Here is an 18,917-nt window from a genome sequence, read left to right on the forward strand (position 1 = left end):
AGCAACAGTGCGAACGTGGACGAGACGGAATTCGCTGTCCGGGGTCAAGATCAAGTCCGAGATCGATGCTCGTGAGGCCGCCGTGCTCCGATCGCTGGTCGGCTCGGTTCTCGGATTGCTGCGCGATCGTTCCGCCGCTGCCCCCACCGACGAACTCGCGGCGCTGACCGGTCTTCGTACCGGGCACAACAGCCCGCCCGAGGATGCCGCACTGGCGCGGCTGCTGCCGGACTTCCACCGCGCCGACCCCGGCCGCGACGAGGAGGACCCGGCAGATCTCAACGGTGCACTGCGCGGACTGCACGAGCCCGAGATCATCGACGAGAAAATGGCCGCCGGATCGATGATCCTGGCCACCCTTCCCGAGTCCGGTGGCAAGATCGTGCTCACCCAGGAGCAGGCGGATGCATGGTTGACTGGCCTCAACGACGTGAGGTTGGCGCTCGGCACCACGCTGGGGATCAGCGCGGATACACCCGATGTCCTGGACGAAGGCGATCCTCGGGCTCCACATCTCGACGTGTACCACTGGCTGACCTGGATGCAGGATTCACTCGTACAGGTCCTCATTCCCTAGGACGCACGCGTGACCGCTGCTTTCCAGACTCCCGGACCGCGGGATTCCCTGACCGACGTGGCAGGTCTGCTGGTCGGTCATCATCACGAACGCGACGACGACGCCACCATGGGTTCCGGCTCGGCGACCGGCTGCACGGTGGTTCGCGCACTGGGAGGTGCGACGGCGGCCGTCGATGTTCGCGGCGGCGGGCCGGGGACTCGCGAGACCGATCTGCTCGATCCCAGCCATTCCGTCCAGCACGTCAACGCGATCCTCTTGACCGCGGGCAGTGCCTACGGGCTCGCTGCGGCCGACGGCGTCATGCGGTGGCTCGAAGAGCACGGCCAGGGGATTCCGATGGGCAGTCCCGACCACGTCGTACCGATCGTGCCGGCCGCGGTGATCTTCGATCTTCCGGTCGGCGACTGGACTTCCCGCCCGACGGCAGAGTTCGGCTACCTCGCCGCGGCAGCAGCGGCGACCGAGTTCGCGACGGGGTCGGTCGGTGCGGGTGTCGGTGCCCGAGCCGGAGTGCTCAAGGGCGGTGTCGGCACCGCCAGCACGGTGATCGAGGGCGGCCCTGCCGACGGGGTCACCGTGGCGGCGCTGATGGTCGCCAATCCGGTGGGAGCGGTGTTCGACCCGCGCACCGGGCTGCTGTGGGGTGTCGGCACGCTCGGGCCTGCGGCGTTCGGTATGCGTAAGCCCGACGTGAACCAGCTGTGGGCCGCACTCGCTCTCGAACCCAAGGGCACTGCGCTGAACACCACGATCGGGGTTGTCGCCACCGACGCCGCGCTGTCGTCGGCGTCGTGCAAGCGGATTGCCGTCGCCGGTCACGACGGTCTGGCGCGGGCTGTTCGACCGGCACACTCGCCGCTCGACGGCGACACGATCTTCGCCGTGTCCACCGGCACCAGACCCGCCACCGCAGAGTCCTCTGTGCCCGCCGCATTCTCGGCCGAACTCCCGGTACTGGCCGCGGTCACCGAGGCCGCGGCGATCGTCGTCGAGCGAGCCATCGTCGCGGCCCTGCTCGACGCCACCTCGGTGGCCGGCATCCCCACGTACCGCCAGATCTTCACGTCCGCGTTCGGTGGATCGGGAGCCTGAGCGCAGCCCGCGCGATACCTCTGCCCGGTACCGTGGAGGGACCGAATCCGGAGGCGATCATGAGCGAGATCAGTAACCGTCCCGCCGAGCGGGAGCGGCCGGTCTGGATGCAGGCCGCCATGCTGGTGGGAGCATTCACCGTGCTGCTGTGGGTCATCGAGTTCATCGACGTGGCCAGCGGGTCGAGGCTCGAACGCAACGGGATCCAGGCCCGTTCGGTCGAGGGGCTGTGGGGCATTCTGTTCGCGCCCGTGCTGCACGACGACTGGCAACATCTGATCGCGAACACCGTGCCGATCGTCGTGCTCGGGTTCCTGGTGTTGCTCTCGGGGCTGGCGCGTGGTTTGGCTGCCACCGGGATCATCTGGGTGGTCGGTGGGTTCGGTACCTGGCTCACCGCCGGTTCGTACACGAACACGATCGGCGCTTCGATTCTGATCTTCGGCTTCATCGCTTACCTGTTGGTGCGCGGCTTCTTCACCCGAAAACTCGGTCAACTCGCGATCGGCGTCGTGGTGTTCGTGCTGTACGGCAGCGCACTGTGGGGAGTGCTCCCGAGCGAACCGAACGTCTCGTGGCAGGGGCATCTGTTCGGCGCGGTGGGCGGAGTCGTCGCCGCTCGACTGTTGTCCGCCGACGCGCGAGCCGAGCGGGCACGGGCGAAATCGCTCGATCGGCCCACTCTGTAGCGCCGAGGTAACTGCAGACACACCTGTGCTCGGTGGTGAATTTCGCCGACTCGCGCTGTGAATACTGCCCGAACGTTTCGAGTGATGCGCTCGGCGTGGCAGCATGGCTTTCATGCGAATAACCGTCCTGGGATGTTCGGGCAGTGTGTCCGGACCCGATTCACCCGCGTCGGGCTACTTGTTGGAAGAAGTGGAGACCGCGCCGGTCGTCCTCGACTTCGGTCCCGGAATCCTCGGGGCGTTGCAGCGCTACGCCGATCCGGGAGATGTGAGCGTTCTGCTCTCGCATCTGCATGCCGATCACTGCCTCGACGTTCCGGGGCTGCTGGTGTGGCGTCGTTACCATCCCGCTCCGCCGGAGGGGCGAGCGATCGTCTACGGACCAAAGGACACGGCGTTCCGCCTCGGCGTCGCCTCGGCCGAGTGCGGAGGGCAGATCGACGACATGTCCGACACCATCGACCTGCGTCGCTGGGTGGACGGGCGCACCGTCGAGTTCGGAAAGTTGTCGATTCTGGCACGGCAGGTGTTCCATCCGCCGGAGTCGTACGGCATGCGCGTCACCACAGCGGAAGGCCGCACGTTCGCGTACAGCGGAGACACGGGAATGTGCCAGGCGGTGCGAGATCTGGCGCACGGAGCCGACATGTTCCTGTGCGAGGCGTCCTGGACCGACAGTCCCGAGCGGCCCGAGGGAGTGCACCTGTCCGGAACCGAGGCGGGCCGAATCGCGCGAGAGGCAGGGGTAGGGGAGCTGTTGCTGACCCATATTCCGCCGTGGACCTCGCGGGAGGATGTAATCGCCGAGGCGAAGGCAGAGTTCAGCGGACCGGTGCACGCGGTTCTGCCAGGGGACGTCTTCACCGTCTGACGACGCGCTAGGCTTCGAGTCGTGTCCAGACGAGAAGACGGCAGGGCGGACGACGAGCTCCGCACCATCAAGATCACCCGCGGATTCACCAGCCACCCGGCAGGGTCGGTGTTGGTCGAGTTCGGCAACACCAGGGTGATGTGTACGGCCAGCGTCGAGGAGGGCGTCCCGCGCTGGCGAAAGGGATCCGGTCTCGGTTGGCTCACCGCCGAGTACGCGATGCTCCCCGCTGCCACCCATACCCGCAACGGCCGCGAGTCCGTCAAGGGCAAGGTCGGTGGACGCACCCAGGAAATCTCTCGATTGGTCGGACGCTCACTGCGGGCATGCATCGACCTCGCTGCGATCGGCGAGAACACCATCGCCCTCGACTGCGATGTACTCCAGGCCGACGGTGGTACCCGTACCGCCGCCGTGACCGGCGCGTTCGTCGCTCTCAACGACGCGGTCACCTACCTGCGAGCAGCGGGACGACTGGCCGATCCGCAGCCCATCTCGTGCATGATCGCCGCAGTCAGCGTCGGGGTCGTCGACGGCCGTGTGCGCCTCGATCTCCCCTACGAAGAAGATTCGCGCGCCGAGGTCGACATGAACGTCGTCGCCACCGACACCGGCACGCTCGTGGAAATCCAGGGAACCGGGGAGGGCGCGACCTTCCCGCGAACCACACTCGACAAGTTGCTCGACTCCGCATTCGTCGGCATCGAGAAGTTGTTCGAGGTGCAGAAGGAAGCCCTGGCATTGCCGTACCCCGGCGAACTGCCCGAGCCTGCAGTCGCGGAATCGAAGAAGAAGTTCGGTGCCTGACTCGAAGCTTCTGGTCGCGAGCCGGAACGCGAAGAAGCTGCGCGAACTTCGGCGGGTGCTCGACGCCGCCGGAGTGGCCGGAATCGAACTGGTGGGCCTGGACGAGGTGCCGCCGTTCCCGGAGGCTCCCGAGACCGAAGCGACCTTCGAGGAAAATGCGCTCGCCAAGGCACGTGATGGCGCGGAGGCCACTGGATTACCTTGTGTGGCAGACGATTCGGGAATCGAAATCGATGCCCTGAACGCGATGCCCGGAGTGCTCTCGGCGCGTTGGTCCGGTACGCACGGGCAGGACGAGGCCAATACCGCACTGGTTCTGGCGCAGCTGAGTGACACCCCCGACGAGCGTCGCGGAGCTGCATTCGTCTCGGCGTGCGCCCTGGTGATTCCCGGCGGCACCGACACCGTGGTCCGCGGTGAGTGGCGCGGTGTAGTGGGCCGAGAGCCGCAGGGGGAGAACGGCTTCGGCTACGACCCCATCTTCGTGCCCGAGGGCGACGGCCGCAGCGCTGCGCAGCTGAGCCCGGAGGAAAAGGATGCCGCCTCGCATCGCGGTCGCGCGCTTCGCATGCTCGTTCCGGCCCTCGGTGAGTTGGCGGGACGGTAGCTCGTGGCGACGCGAACCGTGCTGACGCGGACTGCGGTGGTGTTCGCCGCCGCCGCACTGTGCCTGTTGGGCACCCCGGCCGCCGCGGCACCGGCTGCAGGCTCCTTCGCCGAGGCCCTCGCCTACTCGATCGCGCACCCGGGAGTGACTCCGCCGGGCTCGAACGACTTCTCGTGTGTTCCCAGTGCGCAGCATCCCGAACCGGTCGTGCTGGTGCACGGATTCCTGGAGAACTCCTACGCCAACTGGGCATCGCTGTCGCCGAAGCTGGCCGACGCCGGATACTGCGTATTTGCGATCGACTACGGCAACACCGGGCCGGTTCAGGCGTTCGGTGCGCTCGAACCCATTCCCGAGAGCGCTGCGGAACTGTCGACGTTCGTCGATTCCGTGCTCGAGGCGACGGGTGCGCAGAAGGTGTCGATCGTCGGCCACTCGAAGGGCGGCACCGTGCCGCGCTACTACGCCCGCTTCCTCGGTGGAGACCACACTGTGGCGCGGATCGTGGCGTTGTCTCCGCCGAACTACCCGACGGCGGGCCCACCGGTACAGGACGACGTACTCGAGCGACTGAACGAAGGCAGCGACACCGTCTCGGGGATCGACTACACCACGATCGTCACTCGATACGACCAGATCGTCGTTCCGTACACGGCCTCCCTGCTCAGCGGCGCGGGAAACACGAACGTGGTGTTGCAGGACGTGTGCCCGGCCAACACCGTCGAGCACACGGGAATCTCGTACGACCCGCTCGCTCAGCGGCTGGTGCAGAACGCATTGGATCCGCAGAACGCGCAGCCGATCGGCTGCTGACGTCAGACGGCGAAGTCGGCTTTGACCTGCTTGGTGCGCTTGTGCTCGATGTAGAACGACAGGAACGGGACAGTTCCGGCGAGCAGTGTGCCGATCGTGCGGGCAGCAGGCCACCGCACCTTGATCGCGAGATCGACAGTCAGCACAAGGTAGACGATGTAGACCCAACCGTGCACGACGGGAATCCACGTCGGCAGATTCTCGATCTTCAGGATGTACTTCGCGACCATTTCCGCCACCAGAACCAACAGCCACACTCCGGTCACATAGGCCAGAACGCGATAGCGCAGCAACGCGGATGCGATCTGTTTGGTCCTGTTCGCAGACGCCTGCGTCTTGTCCGGTGCCGAACTCACGTGGTGCTCCTGTCGGTCCCGCGGGATTCGTTCAGCTCCGCGAGGTAGCTGTTGTATTCGAGTAGTTGCCTGGCCTCGGGATCGTCGAGGTCCGTGGCGTCGGACGCCGGGGCGTGTCGCTGGGGCAGCAGGTCGAGGGGCACCTCGGTGGGTCCGTCGGGACGAGCCGCAGCCGCTTCCTCTGGGTCCTCGTCCTCGAGGCGTACGAACTTGCGGTAGGCGTAGACCACGAACACCGCGAACAGAGGCCACTGGAACGCGTATCCGAGGTTCTGACCGTTGCCGCCGACTGCCTCGAAGCGTTCCCATTGCCACCAGCCGAGACCCAGGCACACCGCCGCGGACACGATGACCAGCGCGATCAGTGCTGGCCGACGGTTCGGGCGGGATGAAGTCACCCCTCGACGGTACCGGAGGTACTACTACTGGAGGTAGTCGCGTGCTGCGGCCCGGCGGTGATTCTCACCATGGACGGCTCGGATGCGACTCACGCCCGACGACGGTCGGCGCGTGCATGGGCGAGTTGCTCGGCACCGGGCCCGGTGACGTCCGCGAGAGCGCTGCTGCGCCCGGTCAGAACCAGTGCCAGGGTGCCGGCCGATCCTTCGATGACCGGGCCCTCGCCGCGGCTCCAGTCCAGATCGGTTGCGCGCCACTGCAGTCGAAGCTCGGGGCCTTTGGACGGTGCCGCGCCTGTCGCGGGCACCAGGAAGTCGAGCATCGTGATCATGCGGTGGTCGGGAACGTGGTGCTCGATTCCCAGCGGCCTGCATACGTCCAGTCCGTGCACGATGACGTCGGACAAGGGGGCCAGCGGACCGTGGCCGGGCGGGGTGAACTTCTTGTCTGCGTGTGCGGTGAGCAAGGCGGGTAATTCGTCGCCGTGCTCGCGACGCACGCGGGTGGTCATCAATTGATTGGCGCGGTCGAAGTTGCCTCGGGTGCGCACCATGACGAGTCCGAACTGCCAGAGTGGGACGATCAGCGGGACCACCAGATGCGCGGCGACGTCGCGGACCGTCCAGGCCTCGCACAGCGAGGGAGTGTCCCATTGTTCGGGTGTGAGAGTTTCGAGAGTTCTTGCGAGAGAGCGTCGTTCGTCGGAAATCTCGGCGAAGATCGCGTCGTTGTCGGGGTTGCTGGACATTCGAGCCGCCTTCACACGTCGGAACCTGCAGAAGTCTCCAGAAAAGCCGGGCCGAACGACCGTCGTGCGCGAGGGGGGACTTGAACCCCCACGTCCTGAGACACTGGAACCTAAATCCAGCGCGTCTGCCAATTCCGCCACTCGCGCGTGCCGATGAAGTCTACAACCTGGATGGTTTCTGTCACCGGCACGGGGAGGCGGGCTGCAAACGTTGCAGGTGTACACCGTACGGTGCCGCTACACTCGGCGAGTGGCATCGAAAAAGGACATCCCCTTCGGCCCGGCCCGCACGCTCGGGCTGCTGTGGCGAGTCGGTGCCAAGCCGAGTCGCACCGGACTGAGCGTGGACGCGATCGTCGACGCTGCGATCGAACTGGCCGATGCGAACGGTCTCGAGTTCGTGTCGATGCGGAACGTGGCCGAGCATCTCGGTGTCGGCGCGATGTCGCTCTACACGCACGTGCCGGGCCGGGAGGAACTGGCCGATCTGATGATCGATCGAGCACTTGCAGGCCTCTACTCACACGTCGACGAGCCGTCCTCCGTCGCCGGCGGATGGCGTCCCGCGATGGGCTTCGTTGCCGAACGCAATTGGGCTCTGTACCAACGGCATTCGTGGCTGCTCGAAGCGGAGGGTGCACGCCCCGTGCTCGGTCCGCACACCAACGACAAGTACGAGGCCGAGTTGCGTCCCCTTGTCGGCATCGGCCTGGGTGACGTCGAGATCGACTCCGTTCTCACGCTGGTTCTCACTCACGTCTCCGGTACCGCGCGCGCCCTCGCCGGCGTGACGCGTGTCAAGGAGCAGTCGGGCATGTCCGACGCCCAGTGGTGGGCGGCTACCGCACCGATCCTCGAACGGGTGATGGACCGCGAACGTTTTCCGGTGTCGTCTCGGGTCGGGACAGCCGCGGCGACGTCCTACGACGCCGCCAGCGACCCCGTGCACGCCTACCGGTTCGGGTTGGAGTGCATTCTCGACGGCGTGGAGGCACTGATCTCGCGAAGTCAGCCCGTCGGTCGAAGTGCCGCCTCGGATCGACCTGTTTCGGAGTGACGCTGCTTCGCCCTACGTGACTTGTGCTGATATCGCCACACAGCGTGCTCGACCGAGGCGATATCTGCGCCGAGTGCAGTCGCCGCGGCTTCCAGGATCACAGGGGCGCGGTCCTCGGCGATCCCGGCAGCGAGGTTGTGGTGGAGCGGTTCGAGCGCGTCGGCGACGAACGAGCGCAGGTGTTCGGCCGCTTTGTCGGTGCGTACGCCGAGGTGCATGAGCATGCATTCCCACGTGGTTTCACCGAGACCGGGAATCGCGCAGAATGCATCGAATTGTTGCTCGGTGTGCTGCTCGAAGTCGCTCGAACGGCTCAGCCCCACCGACACCAGGGTCTGCGCCGCCACGGCGGCGGCAGCAGCCTTGGTTCGACTGTTTCCCGGAACCAGCTGACGGTTGGACAGGATCTCCACCAGTAGATCCGGGGTGGTGGTCAGTGGGGCGAGGGTTGTCAAGTCGTCGAGTCGGTTATCGCCGCGATGCGATCTCCATCGCTGGACCACTGCGCGGACCCCGCTGGTCGGGCCGCCGTAGGGAGCGCGCGCCGAGAAGATCGCATCCAGCAACGCCACCTCGCTCTCGGCGCGCCATCCCGGTGTCCAATGTGGCGAACGGGATTGTGGCACATGCGATTCGATGTGCAGAAGCATCGCGTCGAGTTCTTCCTCGGTGCAGATGTCCGTTACCGATGAATACATGAATTCCCCCCGGATTTCGTCGACCGCACTTCCGATGAGCGGGTCGTCGGCACAAGGTAGAGGACCGCACCGACAAGGTCGTAGGCCGCTCATCTATGCTCGAGATCACATCACGAAAAGATAACGAAAAATACGAGGCTTTCCTCATGTTCTGACGTCTCGCTCGATGCTCTCGCCAGCGTGGATACGGGTTACCGACGAGTTGGGTAAACAAAAAGTAAAGCCTCTTCGATCGACGTACTCGCTGGTAGCACTCGGACGTCCGAGCAAACCTGAGGCTTTCCTCATGATTTTGTGTCAACCTTGAACAGCGCGGAGGAGACCTGTCGACGACGACCGGCTCACCGCTTCGACCCTGTAGCCCACGACGCACCAGGGCACTCATCACAGCGAACGCCCCGACCCCCGAGGCGTCCACGAGAGGAATCTTCAGCCTTGACGATCAACGAGAGCACACCATCACACGGACGAGGCTCGCGAAGCACCGGCAACGCAGACAAATCCCCTAGAAGCAATGGCGGCTCTCGGACTCTGGCAGATCGTTTCGCCGCGGGCGAGCCGTACGCACTGGCCTTCGGTGGCCAGGGTGCACCGTGGCTCAGCTCCCTCGAAGAACTGGCTCGCGACTCCGCGCTCGAACCCGAACTGACCGATCTCGTCAACGAGGCCGCAGTCACTCTCGCGCCCGTTGCCGACGAGCTGCTGGTCGTGCGCTCGGTCGGTTTCGACCCGATCGGCTGGATGCTCGAACAGGACCTCGCCGACGACGACACCGTCGGTTCGTACGGCCCGTCCGAGGCTGCGCTGACCTCCGCTGCCGTGTCGCTTCCCGGAGTGTTCCTCACTCAGGTCGCAGCACTGCGCGCACTGAAGCTGCAGGGACTCGATCCCGCCCAGACCCCGCCGGTCGAGGTCGTCGGACACTCGCAGGGGCTCATCGCTGCCGAATCCGTCGCAGCCGACGGCGCACAGGACGCGAGCTTCCTCGCGATCGCCCAGCTCGTGGGTGCTGCTGCAGGTCTCGTCGGCCGCCGCCGCGGCATCATCGGTGCCGGAGACCGCGCGCCGATGGTCTCGGTTGCCAACGTCGAACCCGCACGACTGCAGGCGATCATCGCCGACCTCGCGATCGATGGAGCGCCGGAGCGATCCGCCGCTCTCGCCATCCGCAACGGCCGTCGTCGCGTCGTACTCTCGGGACCGCCGGCCCAGCTGGCCCGCGTGCAGGAGAAGTGCGAGCAGATCGCTGCCGAGGAAGAGCGTGACCGCGACGCCAAGAAGCGCGGCGGTGCCGTATTCGCCCCGGTCTTCGAGCAGCTTCCCGTCGAGATCGGCTTCCATCACCCCGCCCTGGCAGATGCTGTCGAACTCGTCAGTGCCTGGGCGCAGCGTTGTGGACTCGATGTCGAGCTCGCCCGCGACCTCGCACAGAAGATCCTCGTGGACTCCGTGGATTGGGTCGACGCCATCGACGGTGTCGTCGACGCCGGTGCCGACTGGATTCTCGATCTCGGTCCGGGCGACCTGCTCACCCGCATGACCACTCCGGCGCTGCGTGGACAGGGCGTCGGCATCATTGCCGCCTCCTCGCGTGGGGGCCACCGCAATCTGCTCACCCCGGGAGCTGCTCCCGAGGTCCAGCCCGCATGGTCCGCCTATGCCCCCACCCCGGTCACGTTGCCCGACGGCCGCGTCGTGGTCGAGACCTCCTTCACCAAGATGACCGGACGTTCGCCGATCCTGCTCGCCGGCATGACGCCGACCACGGTCGACGCCAAAATCGTCGCCGCAGCTGCCAACGCAGGCCACTGGGCCGAGCTCGCCGGTGGCGGACAGGTCACCGAGGACATCTTCACCGATCGTGTCGCCGAGCTCTCCACCCTCCTCGAGCCCGGCCGTGCAATCCAGTTCAACTCGCTCTTCCTCGATCCGTACCTGTGGAAGTTGCAGCTCGGCGGACGCCGCATCGTGCAGCGCGCTCGTGCAGCCGGTGCAGCCATCGACGGCGTCGTCGTCACCGCAGGCATCCCGGAACTCGAAGAGGCAGTGGCTCTCATCGAAGAGCTGTCCGAGGCCGGCATCAGCTACGTCTCGTTCAAGCCCGGCACCGTCGCGCAGATTCGCGCCGTCATCCGCATCGCCAACGAGGTTCCGTCCTACCAGGTCAACGTTCACATCGAGGGCGGCCGCGCAGGCGGACACCACTCGTGGGAGGACCTCGACGACCTGCTGCTGACCACCTACGCGGAGCTGCGGTCACGGCCCAACCTCGTCGTCTGCGTCGGCGGAGGCATCGGCACACCCGAGCGGGCAGCGGAGTACCTCACCGGGACCTGGTCGGCCGTGCACGGCTACCCGAAGATGCCGCTCGACGGCATCCTCGTCGGCACCGCAGCTATGGCAACCCTCGAGGCCACGACGGCTCCCGAGGTCAAGCAGCTTCTGGTCGACACACCCGGAACCCCCGACTGGGTCGGGGCCGGTACCGCGAACGGCGGAATGGCCTCGGGCCGAAGCCAACTCGGTGCCGACATCCACGAGATCGACAATGCGGCATCGCGGTGCGGCCGACTGCTCGACGAGGTCGCCGGCAACGCCGACGCCGTGGCCGAGCGTCGCGAGGAGATCATCGCCGCACTCGACGGCACCGCCAAGCCCTTCTTCGGTGACGTCGCCGAGATGACGTACCAGCAGTGGCTCGTTCGCTACCTCGACCTGGCCATCGGAACCGACTCGCGCAGCGACTTCGATTGCGGCGGCGAGTTCACCGACGCCGTGTCCGAGGCACGCGAATCGGTGTGGCTCGACGTCACCTGGCGCACCCGCTTCCTGGAGATGCTGCAGCGCGCCGAGGCTCGCCTGCACCCGGTCGATCGCGGACCCATCCCCACCCTGTTCGCCGATGCCGAGGTTCTCGAACGCCCACGCGCAGCACTGAAGTCGCTGCTCGCACAGTTCCCCGACGCAGCCGACGTGGTGCTGCACCCGGCCGACATCACCTTCTTCACCTCGCTGTGCCGTATGCCCGGCAAGCCGGTCAACTTCGTCCCCGTCGTCGACGGTGACGTGCGCCGCTGGTGGCGCAGTGACTCGCTGTGGCAGGCACACGACGCCCGCTACTCGGCCGATCAGGTCTGCATCATCCCCGGAACCGTCGCCGTCGCAGGCATCACTCGCGTCGACGAGCCCGTGGGCGATCTGCTCGATCGCTTCGAGAAGGCCACCGCAGATCAGCTGCTCGCCGAGGGCGTCGAGCCCACGGCCATCGCGAGCCGTCGCCACGCCGAGATCGCACCCGGACTGCTGGGCATCGTGCTGGCTGCTCCCGATGTCACCTGGGCCTCGCGTATGACGCAGAACCCCGTTGCGCGCCTGGGTGATCCGGCCGACTGGACCGTGGATTCCGAGACGGTCGCGGTGCACCCGCAGACCGGCTCGTCGCTGACCGTGCTCGATTCCGAGCACGTGGAGCTGCTGGTTCCGCTTGCTCCGGGCAAGGAAGTTCGCATCCGCCTGACGGTTCCGGCCTCCACGATCGACGGCGGCGCTCCCGTCGTCACCGCTCAGGACGCTCAGCAGGCCATGTCGGCTCTGCTCGGAGTTGCTGCAGGCCAAGAGCTTCCGGCCGTCAAGGGCGGCGTCGCCCGGCTGAACATCGCGTGGATCCCCGATCTGATCGCCGATCACGCAGGCGTCACCGGATCCGGACTGCCGGACTCGCTCACCGTCAGCGGCAAGGCCGTTCCCGACGTCCTGGTCGGTGCCTGCTGGCCCGCCGTCTTCGCCGTCCTCGGCGCGACGCGCAACGCCGAAGGCATCGACGTCATCGAAGGCATGCTCGATCTGGTGCACCTCGATCACAGTGTGAATCTGGTCGGCAAATTGCCCACCGACACCTCGATTCTGGTGGTCAAGGCTGCGGCAGGAGAGGTGCTCGACACCGACCTCGGCCGCGTCGTCGAGGTCACCGTCGAGATCGGTGCCATGCTCGGTGAGGGGCTCGATGCTCCCGCCGTCGCAACTCTGGTGGAACGCTTCGCCATTCGTGGACGCACCGGCAAGGGCGAGCTCGTCGACCCGGCTCGCGCAGGCGGCTCGGTGAGCGCCGACGCACAGGACACCCCGCGTCGTCGCCGCCGTCAGACAACCATCGTCGCTCCGCGCAACATGGCCGCGTTCGCTCAGGTCTCGGGTGACCACAACCCGATTCACACCTCGGATGCCGCGGCGCTGCTCGCCGGTCTCGGCAGCCCGATCGTGCACGGCATGTGGCTCTCGGCCGCTGCCCAGCAGACGGTCACCGCAGTCGACCACGCGGACACCAAGACTCCGCCGCGTCGCCTCACCGCCTGGACCGCCCGCTTCCTCGGCATGGTTCGCCCCGGAGCCGAGATCGACGTTCGCGTCGACCGCACCGGATTCGACCAGGGTGCCGAACTGATCGAGGTCTCCTGCCGTGTCGCAGGCGAACTGGTCATGGTGGCCACCGCTCGCACCGCGCCGCCGAAGACCGTCTACGCCTTCCCGGGCCAGGGCATCCAGCGTGCGGGCATGGGCTTGGACGCTCGGGCACGCTCGAAGGCTGCACGTGAGGTGTGGGAGCGTGCCGACAAGCACACCCGCAGCGCGCTCGGCTTCTCCATTCTCGCTGTGGTGCGCGACAACCCGACGTCGCTCAAGGCGCGGGGCGTCACGCACAAGCACCCCGACGGTGTGCTGCACCTGACGCAGTTCACCCAGGTTGCGATGGCCGTTCTCGGCGTCGCACAGGTTGCCGAACTGCGTGAATCCGGTGCGTTCGTGGAGAACTCGATTCTCGCCGGCCACTCCGTCGGTGAGTACAACGCCCTCGCAGCCGTTGCCGGTGTGCTCCCGCTCGAAGCCGTCCTCGAGGTCGTCTTCCAGCGTGGTTCGGCCATGCATGCTCTTGTTCCGCGTGACGCCAGCGGCCGCAGCGACTACCGCATGGCAGCGATCCGCCCGTCTCAGATCGGCCTGGCCGACGAGGATGTGCACGGTTTCGTCGCCGGTGTCGCAGCAGAATCCGGTGAGTTCCTCGAGATCGTCAACCTCAACCTGCGCGGTTCGCAGTACGCCATCGCAGGCACGGTTGCCGGCCTCGGCGAGCTGGAGAAGAAGATCGCGATCCGCCGTGCCGAGTTCGGTGGCAAGGCCGCCTACATCATGGTTCCCGGCATCGACGTGCCGTTCCACTCCACGGTGCTGCGCGGCGGAGTCGACGACTTCCGCAACCGCCTCCAGACGCTGCTCCCCGAGCAGATCGATCCGGCAATCCTGGTGGGTCGCTACATCCCGAACCTGGTGCCCAAGCCGTTCTCGCTCGAGCGCGAGTTCGTCCAGGAGATCGCCGATCTGGTTCCGTCCGAGCCGCTGAACACCGTTCTCGCGGAATTCGATTCGTGGGCCGCACGGCCGCGCGATCTGTGCCGCGTGATCCTGACCGAGCTGCTCGCATGGCAGTTCGCCAGCCCGGTGCGCTGGATCGAGACCCAGGACCTGCTGTTCGCAGACGAGTCCGACGGCGGCATGGGCGTCGAGCGCTTCGTCGAGATCGGCCTCGGTGCAACCCCGACCGTGGCGAACCTCGCGTCGCAGACCCTCAAGCTGCCGGGCCGCTTCGGCCACCCGGTCGAGGTACTCAACCTCGAGCGCGAGGCTGCCATCATCTACGGGACCGACACCGACCCGGCTCCGGCCGACGAAGAAGAGTCGACACCCGTGGAGGCCGCTGCTCCGCCAGCTGCAGCTCCCGCTTCGGCTCCCGCGCCCGCTCCGGCAGCAGCACCGTCCGGCGGACCTCGTCCGGACGACATCGCGTTCGTCGCGGCCGATGCGACCAAGATCCTCATCGGTCTGTGGACCAAGCTGCAGCTCGATCAGATCGGGCCCGCCGACACCATCGAGGCACTGTGCGACGGTGTGTCCTCGCGCCGTAACCAGCTGCTCGTCGACCTCGGTTCCGAGCTCTCGCTCGGTGCCATCGACGGTGCTGCCGATGCCGACATGGGTGCGCTCTCGGGCACGGTGAACAAGCTGGCTCGTACGTACAAGCCGTTCGGTCCGGTGCTCAGCGACTCCATCAACGACCACCTCCGCAAGGTCTTCGGCCCCTCGGGTCGACGCCCGGCCTCGATCGCCGATCGCGTCAAGAAGACCTGGGAACTGGGCGACGGCTGGGCGCACCACGTGACCGCCGAGGTCGCTCTCGGTACCCGTGACGGTGCCTCGGTTCGTGGTGGCGCGCTCGGCGGCCTGGCCGACGGCTCTCTCGCCGACGGCAACGCAGTCGACAACGTCGTCGACGCGGCCGTGGCCGCGGTGGCCGCACGCCGCGGCGTCGCAGTCTCGATGCCGCAGGCAGGCGGCGGGGCCGGTGGAACCGTCGACGCTGCTGCTCTCGGTGAGTTCACCGAACACATCACCGGCCGCGACGGCGTCCTTGCCTCCGCTGCCCGGCTGGTGCTCGAGCAGCTCGGACTTGCGGATGCGCCCAACGCACTGCTGGCCGACGATCCCGACGCCGCTCTGGTGGAGCTGGTCTCGGCAGAGTTGGGATCCGACTGGCCTCGCCTCGTCGCCCCGGCGTTCGACGCCAAACGCGCCGTCCTGATCGACGACCGGTGGGCCACCGCCCGTGAGGACCTGGCCCGGTTGTGGCTCGGTACCGCAGGCGACATCTCCGTCGAGTCCTTCGCCGGCGCAGGCAATGCCGTTGCTTCGCAAGCACAGTGGTGGAAGGCCAAGGCCGACTACGAGAACAAGACTGTGCTGGCCGAGACCTTCGGACGCATCGCGGACATCGCGGTCGCATCCGAGGACAAGGGCCAGTGGGCCGACGAGGTCGCAGTGGTCACCGGCGGCAGCAAGGGCTCCATCGCAGCCGCGGTGACGGCCAAGCTGCTGGCTGGGGGAGCTACGGTCTTCGTCACCACCTCCAGGCTCGACGACGAGCGACTCGGCTTCTACCGCAGCCTCTACCGCGACAACGCACGCAGCGGAGCGTCGCTCTGGGTGGTTCCGGCGAACATCGCGTCGTACACCGACGTCGATGCGCTCATCGAGTGGATCGGCAGCGACTTCATCGACACTGCCGGTGGAGCTAAGACTCTGGTCAAGGCCGGCGTCACACCGACGATGCTGTTCCCGTTCGCCGCACCTCGGGTCATGGGCGAGATGTCCGACGCCGGAGCTCGCGCCGAGATGGAGATGCGCGTGCTGCTCTGGTCGGTCGAGCGCCTGATCGGCGGACTGTCCAAGGTCGGCTACGACAACGACATCGACACGCACCTGCACGTGGTGCTGCCGGGATCGCCCAACCGCGGAATGTTCGGTGGCGACGGCGCTTACGGCGAGTCCAAGGCTGCACTCGATGCGGTTGTCGCCAAGTGGGGTTCGGAGAAGAACTGGGCCGAGCGGGTGTCCATCGCCCACGCTCACATCGGTTGGGTCCGCGGAACCGGCCTGATGGGCGGCAACGACCCCATCGTCGAGGCCGTCGAAGCCGAGGGTGTGCGCACCTGGTCGACCGACGAGATGGCAACCGAGTTGCTGCAGCTGTGCACGCCTGCCGCTCGCCGTCAGGCCGCTCAGGAGCCGATCGTCGCCGATCTCACCGGCGGCCTGGCCAGCACCAAGCTCAACCTCGTCGAACTCGCTCGGGACGCGGCTGCGGCCGCCGCCGAGAAGACCGAAGAGGCATCCGGCGATTCGGTGATCGCGGCACTGCCCGCTCCGCCGCGTCTGTCGACGTCGACCACCACTCCGGCGTGGCCGACACTCGATGTCGACCCGAAGGATCTGGTCGTCATCGTCGGTGCAGGTGAGCTCGGACCGTACGGTTCGGCGCGTACCCGCTTCGAGATGGAGGTCGACGAGCAGCTCTCTGCCGCAGGCGTACTCGAACTCGCATGGAACACCGGCCTCATCGCCTGGGAGAACGATCCTAAGCCGGGTTGGTACGACATCGAGTCCGGCGACCTGGTGCCCGAGAAGGACATCGCCGACAAATACCACGACATCGTGGTCGAGAAGTGCGGTATCCGCACCTACGGCGACGACGGCGCGATGGTCGGCAACACCGCTCCGCTGATGACCTCGGTCTTCCTCGACAACGACCTGACATTCGTGGTCGGAACCGAGATCGATGCCCGGTCCTTCGCAGCAGCGGATCCCGAGCACACGCTGATCACGCCGGTCCCAGAATCGAGCGACTGGCAGGTCACTCGCAAGGCGGGCACCGAGATTCGCGTTCCGCGCAAGATGAAGCTCACCCGCACAGTCGGTGGGCAGATTCCGACCGGATTCGATCCCACCAAGTGGGGCATCTCGCCCGACATGGCCAGCTCGGTCGACCGTGTCGCACTGTGGAACATCGTCACCACGGTCGACGCGTTCATCTCCTCGGGCTTCAACCCGTCGGAACTGATGCGCTGGGTGCACCCCACGCTGGTGGCCAACACGCAGGGCACCGGCATGGGCGGCATGGAGTCCATGCGCTCGCTGTACATCGACACTCTGCTCGGTGACGCGCGTGCGAACGACATCCTGCAGGAGGCTCTGCCGAACGTCGTTGCCGCGCATGTGGTCCAGTCGTACATCGGTAGCTACGGCGCGATGGTTCACCCCGTCGCCGCCTGCGCCACCGCGGCCGTCTCCGTCGAGGAAGGCGTCGACAAGATCAAGCTGGGCAAGGCGCAGCTCGTGGTCGCCGGCGGCTTCGACGACCTGAGCAACGAAGGCATCATCGGCTTCGGTGACATGTCGGCCACCGCGGACTCGGCAGCGATGACCGCCAAGGGCATCAGCGATCGACGGTTCTCTCGGGCGAACGACCGCAGGCGCGGTGGATTCGTCGAATCTCACGGCGGCGGAACGATTCTGCTCGCTCGCGGAGACCTGGCGCTCGAGATGGGCCTGCCGGTCCTCGGAGTGGTGGCCTACGCACAGTCGTACGGCGACGGAGTGCACACGTCCATCCCGGCTCCGGGACTCGGCGCGCTCAGTGCCGGTCGCGGCGGCAAGGATTCGGCGCTCGCGCTCTCGCTCAACGCACTGGGCGTGAGTGCAGACGATGTGGCCGTGATCTCCAAGCACGACACCTCCACTGCAGCCAACGACCCTAACGAGGCGGAACTGCACACCCGTCTCGCCAAGGCCATTGGCCGTTCGGACGGCGCTCCGCTGTTCGTCGTCTCGCAGAAGAGCCTCACCGGGCACTCGAAGGGTGGAGCGGCTGCCTGGCAGCTGATCGGCCTGTGCCAGGTGCTGGCCAACGGCGTCATCCCGCCGAACCGCAGCCTCGACTGCGTCGACGACAAGATGACCGCGTTCGAGCATCTGGTGTGGGCTCGGGAGCCGCTGCGCTTCGGTGACTCGGTGCCGCTCAAGGCAGGTCTGCTCACCTCCCTCGGATTCGGCCACGTGTCCGGACTCATTGCGCTGGTGCACCCGCAGGCATTCGTCGAGGCCGTTCCGGCGGACCGCCGTGCCGAATACATCGCGAAGGCGAACGAGCGGCGCATCGCCGGTCAGCGCAGGCTGATCTCCGCGATGGTGGGAGGAGACTCCCTTTACGAGCGGCCCGACGATCGACGGCTCGGACATGACGGGACGCCGGCCAAGGCGTCACGCGAACTGGAGGCACACGTGTTGCTCAACGAGTCCGCTCGCCTCGGCGAGGACGATGTCTACTCCTCCGGTCTGCCGGGTGCCATCTGATGGCGATCCTGGGAGTGGGTTTCGACCTGGTGACGGTGTCCGATTTCGCCGAGCAGATGGAGAAGGTCGGCACGACGATGATCCGCGACAGCTTCACCGCGGGCGAGCGCCGTCATGCCGCAACGAAGAGTTCCGACCCGACCCGCCATTACGCAGCACGGTGGGCCGCCAAGGAAGCAGTGCTGAAGGCATGGGCGACATCGCGATTCGCTCGGCCGCCGCAGATCGGTGACAACCCGTATCCGTTGATCGAGGTCGTCAACGATGCGTGGGGCCGGCCGTCCATCAAATTGCACGGGATGGCGCAGGAGTTCCTGCCGACGGTGAAGATTCACCTGTCGCTCACGCACGACGGCGACATCGCCGCCGCGGTGGCAATTCTGGAGGAGTGACTCCGCGCTGAACGACGAAAGGCCCGTCCGATCCCCAAGATCGGGCGGGCCTTCTTTCGTGTGGTCTCGG

General features: G+C 66.7%; 14 protein-coding genes and 1 tRNA gene. 10 read left to right on the forward strand and 5 right to left on the reverse strand.

The annotated features are described in order from the left end of the window. Positions 1 to 7 precede the first annotated feature (7 nt). The 7 genes from AYK61_RS00095 to AYK61_RS00125 all read left to right on the forward strand — a co-directional run bounded on the left by AYK61_RS00095 (position 8) and on the right by AYK61_RS00125 (position 5,459). Positions 8 to 577, forward strand: coding sequence for a DUF2017 domain-containing protein (locus AYK61_RS00095; protein ID WP_121869356.1), 570 nt, complete (start codon positions 8 to 10; stop codon positions 575 to 577). Between the two features lie 9 nt (positions 578 to 586). After that, positions 587 to 1,672 carry a P1 family peptidase gene (locus AYK61_RS00100; protein ID WP_121869357.1) on the forward strand — a complete coding sequence of 362 codons (1,086 nt, stop codon included), beginning with the start codon at positions 587 to 589 and terminating at the stop codon, positions 1,670 to 1,672. A 59-nt stretch (positions 1,673 to 1,731) separates the two neighbouring features. After that, complete coding sequence (locus AYK61_RS00105) at positions 1,732 to 2,361, forward strand: rhomboid family intramembrane serine protease (protein WP_121869358.1); 630 nt, start codon at positions 1,732 to 1,734, stop codon at positions 2,359 to 2,361. Between the two features lie 112 nt (positions 2,362 to 2,473). After that, positions 2,474 to 3,232 carry a cyclic nucleotide-degrading phosphodiesterase gene (locus AYK61_RS00110; RefSeq protein WP_183130105.1) on the forward strand — a complete coding sequence of 253 codons (759 nt, stop codon included), beginning with the start codon at positions 2,474 to 2,476 and terminating at the stop codon, positions 3,230 to 3,232. A gap of 21 nt (positions 3,233 to 3,253) precedes the next feature. Next, on the forward strand, positions 3,254 to 4,039 hold the full coding sequence (rph, locus tag AYK61_RS00115) for a ribonuclease PH (RefSeq protein ID WP_121869359.1): 786 nt from the start codon (positions 3,254 to 3,256) through the stop codon (positions 4,037 to 4,039). Then, positions 4,032 to 4,646, forward strand: coding sequence for an RdgB/HAM1 family non-canonical purine NTP pyrophosphatase (gene rdgB, locus AYK61_RS00120; RefSeq protein WP_121869360.1), 615 nt, complete (start codon positions 4,032 to 4,034; stop codon positions 4,644 to 4,646). The genes rph and rdgB overlap by 8 nt, the downstream gene beginning before the upstream one ends. Before the next feature lie 3 nt (positions 4,647 to 4,649). Continuing rightward, entirely contained in the window at positions 4,650 to 5,459 is an 810-nt protein-coding gene (locus tag AYK61_RS00125; RefSeq protein ID WP_121869361.1) for a triacylglycerol lipase, read from the forward strand. Between the two features lie 2 nt (positions 5,460 to 5,461). Here the strand turns inward: AYK61_RS00125 and AYK61_RS00130 are convergent, their stop codons facing one another. From AYK61_RS00130 to AYK61_RS00145, 4 genes are all read right to left on the reverse strand, one after another. Continuing rightward, positions 5,462 to 5,815: a DUF3817 domain-containing protein gene (locus AYK61_RS00130; protein ID WP_121869362.1), complete on the reverse strand. Its 354-nt coding sequence runs from the start codon at positions 5,813 to 5,815 to the stop codon at positions 5,462 to 5,464. After that, positions 5,812 to 6,213: a transcriptional regulator gene (locus tag AYK61_RS00135; RefSeq protein WP_121869363.1), complete on the reverse strand. Its 402-nt coding sequence runs from the start codon at positions 6,211 to 6,213 to the stop codon at positions 5,812 to 5,814. Before AYK61_RS00135 ends, AYK61_RS00130 begins: the two co-directional genes overlap by 4 nt. A gap of 89 nt (positions 6,214 to 6,302) precedes the next feature. Then, positions 6,303 to 6,962: a maleylpyruvate isomerase family mycothiol-dependent enzyme gene (locus AYK61_RS00140; protein ID WP_121869364.1), complete on the reverse strand. Its 660-nt coding sequence runs from the start codon at positions 6,960 to 6,962 to the stop codon at positions 6,303 to 6,305. 65 nt (positions 6,963 to 7,027) lie between these two features. After that, positions 7,028 to 7,109 (reverse strand) — tRNA-Leu (locus AYK61_RS00145). A 103-nt stretch (positions 7,110 to 7,212) separates the two neighbouring features. Here AYK61_RS00145 and AYK61_RS00150 point away from each other — a divergent pair. Beyond that, a complete protein-coding gene (locus AYK61_RS00150; protein WP_121869365.1) occupies positions 7,213 to 8,019 on the forward strand; it encodes a TetR/AcrR family transcriptional regulator in 807 nt (268 codons plus the stop codon). Here the strand turns inward: AYK61_RS00150 and AYK61_RS00155 are convergent. Next, a complete protein-coding gene (locus AYK61_RS00155) occupies positions 7,971 to 8,717 on the reverse strand; it encodes a hypothetical protein (protein ID WP_121869366.1) in 747 nt (248 codons plus the stop codon). The genes AYK61_RS00150 and AYK61_RS00155 overlap by 49 nt on opposite strands. Positions 8,718 to 9,152: 435 nt before the next feature. Here AYK61_RS00155 and AYK61_RS00160 point away from each other — a divergent pair, with 435 nt between their 5' ends. Further along, the gene (locus tag AYK61_RS00160) at positions 9,153 to 18,455 is read left to right on the forward strand and encodes a type I polyketide synthase (protein WP_121869367.1); all 9,303 of its coding nucleotides are present in this window, start codon (positions 9,153 to 9,155) and stop codon (positions 18,453 to 18,455) included. Next, the gene (locus AYK61_RS00165; protein ID WP_008715184.1) at positions 18,455 to 18,847 is read left to right on the forward strand and encodes a holo-ACP synthase; all 393 of its coding nucleotides are present in this window, start codon (positions 18,455 to 18,457) and stop codon (positions 18,845 to 18,847) included. Before AYK61_RS00160 ends, AYK61_RS00165 begins: the two co-directional genes overlap by 1 nt. Positions 18,848 to 18,917: the final 70 nt, after the last annotated feature.

Origin of the sequence: Rhodococcus sp. SBT000017, assembly GCF_003688915.1 — a bacterium.
In the GTDB taxonomy this organism is placed as follows: domain Bacteria; phylum Actinomycetota; class Actinomycetes; order Mycobacteriales; family Mycobacteriaceae; genus Rhodococcoides.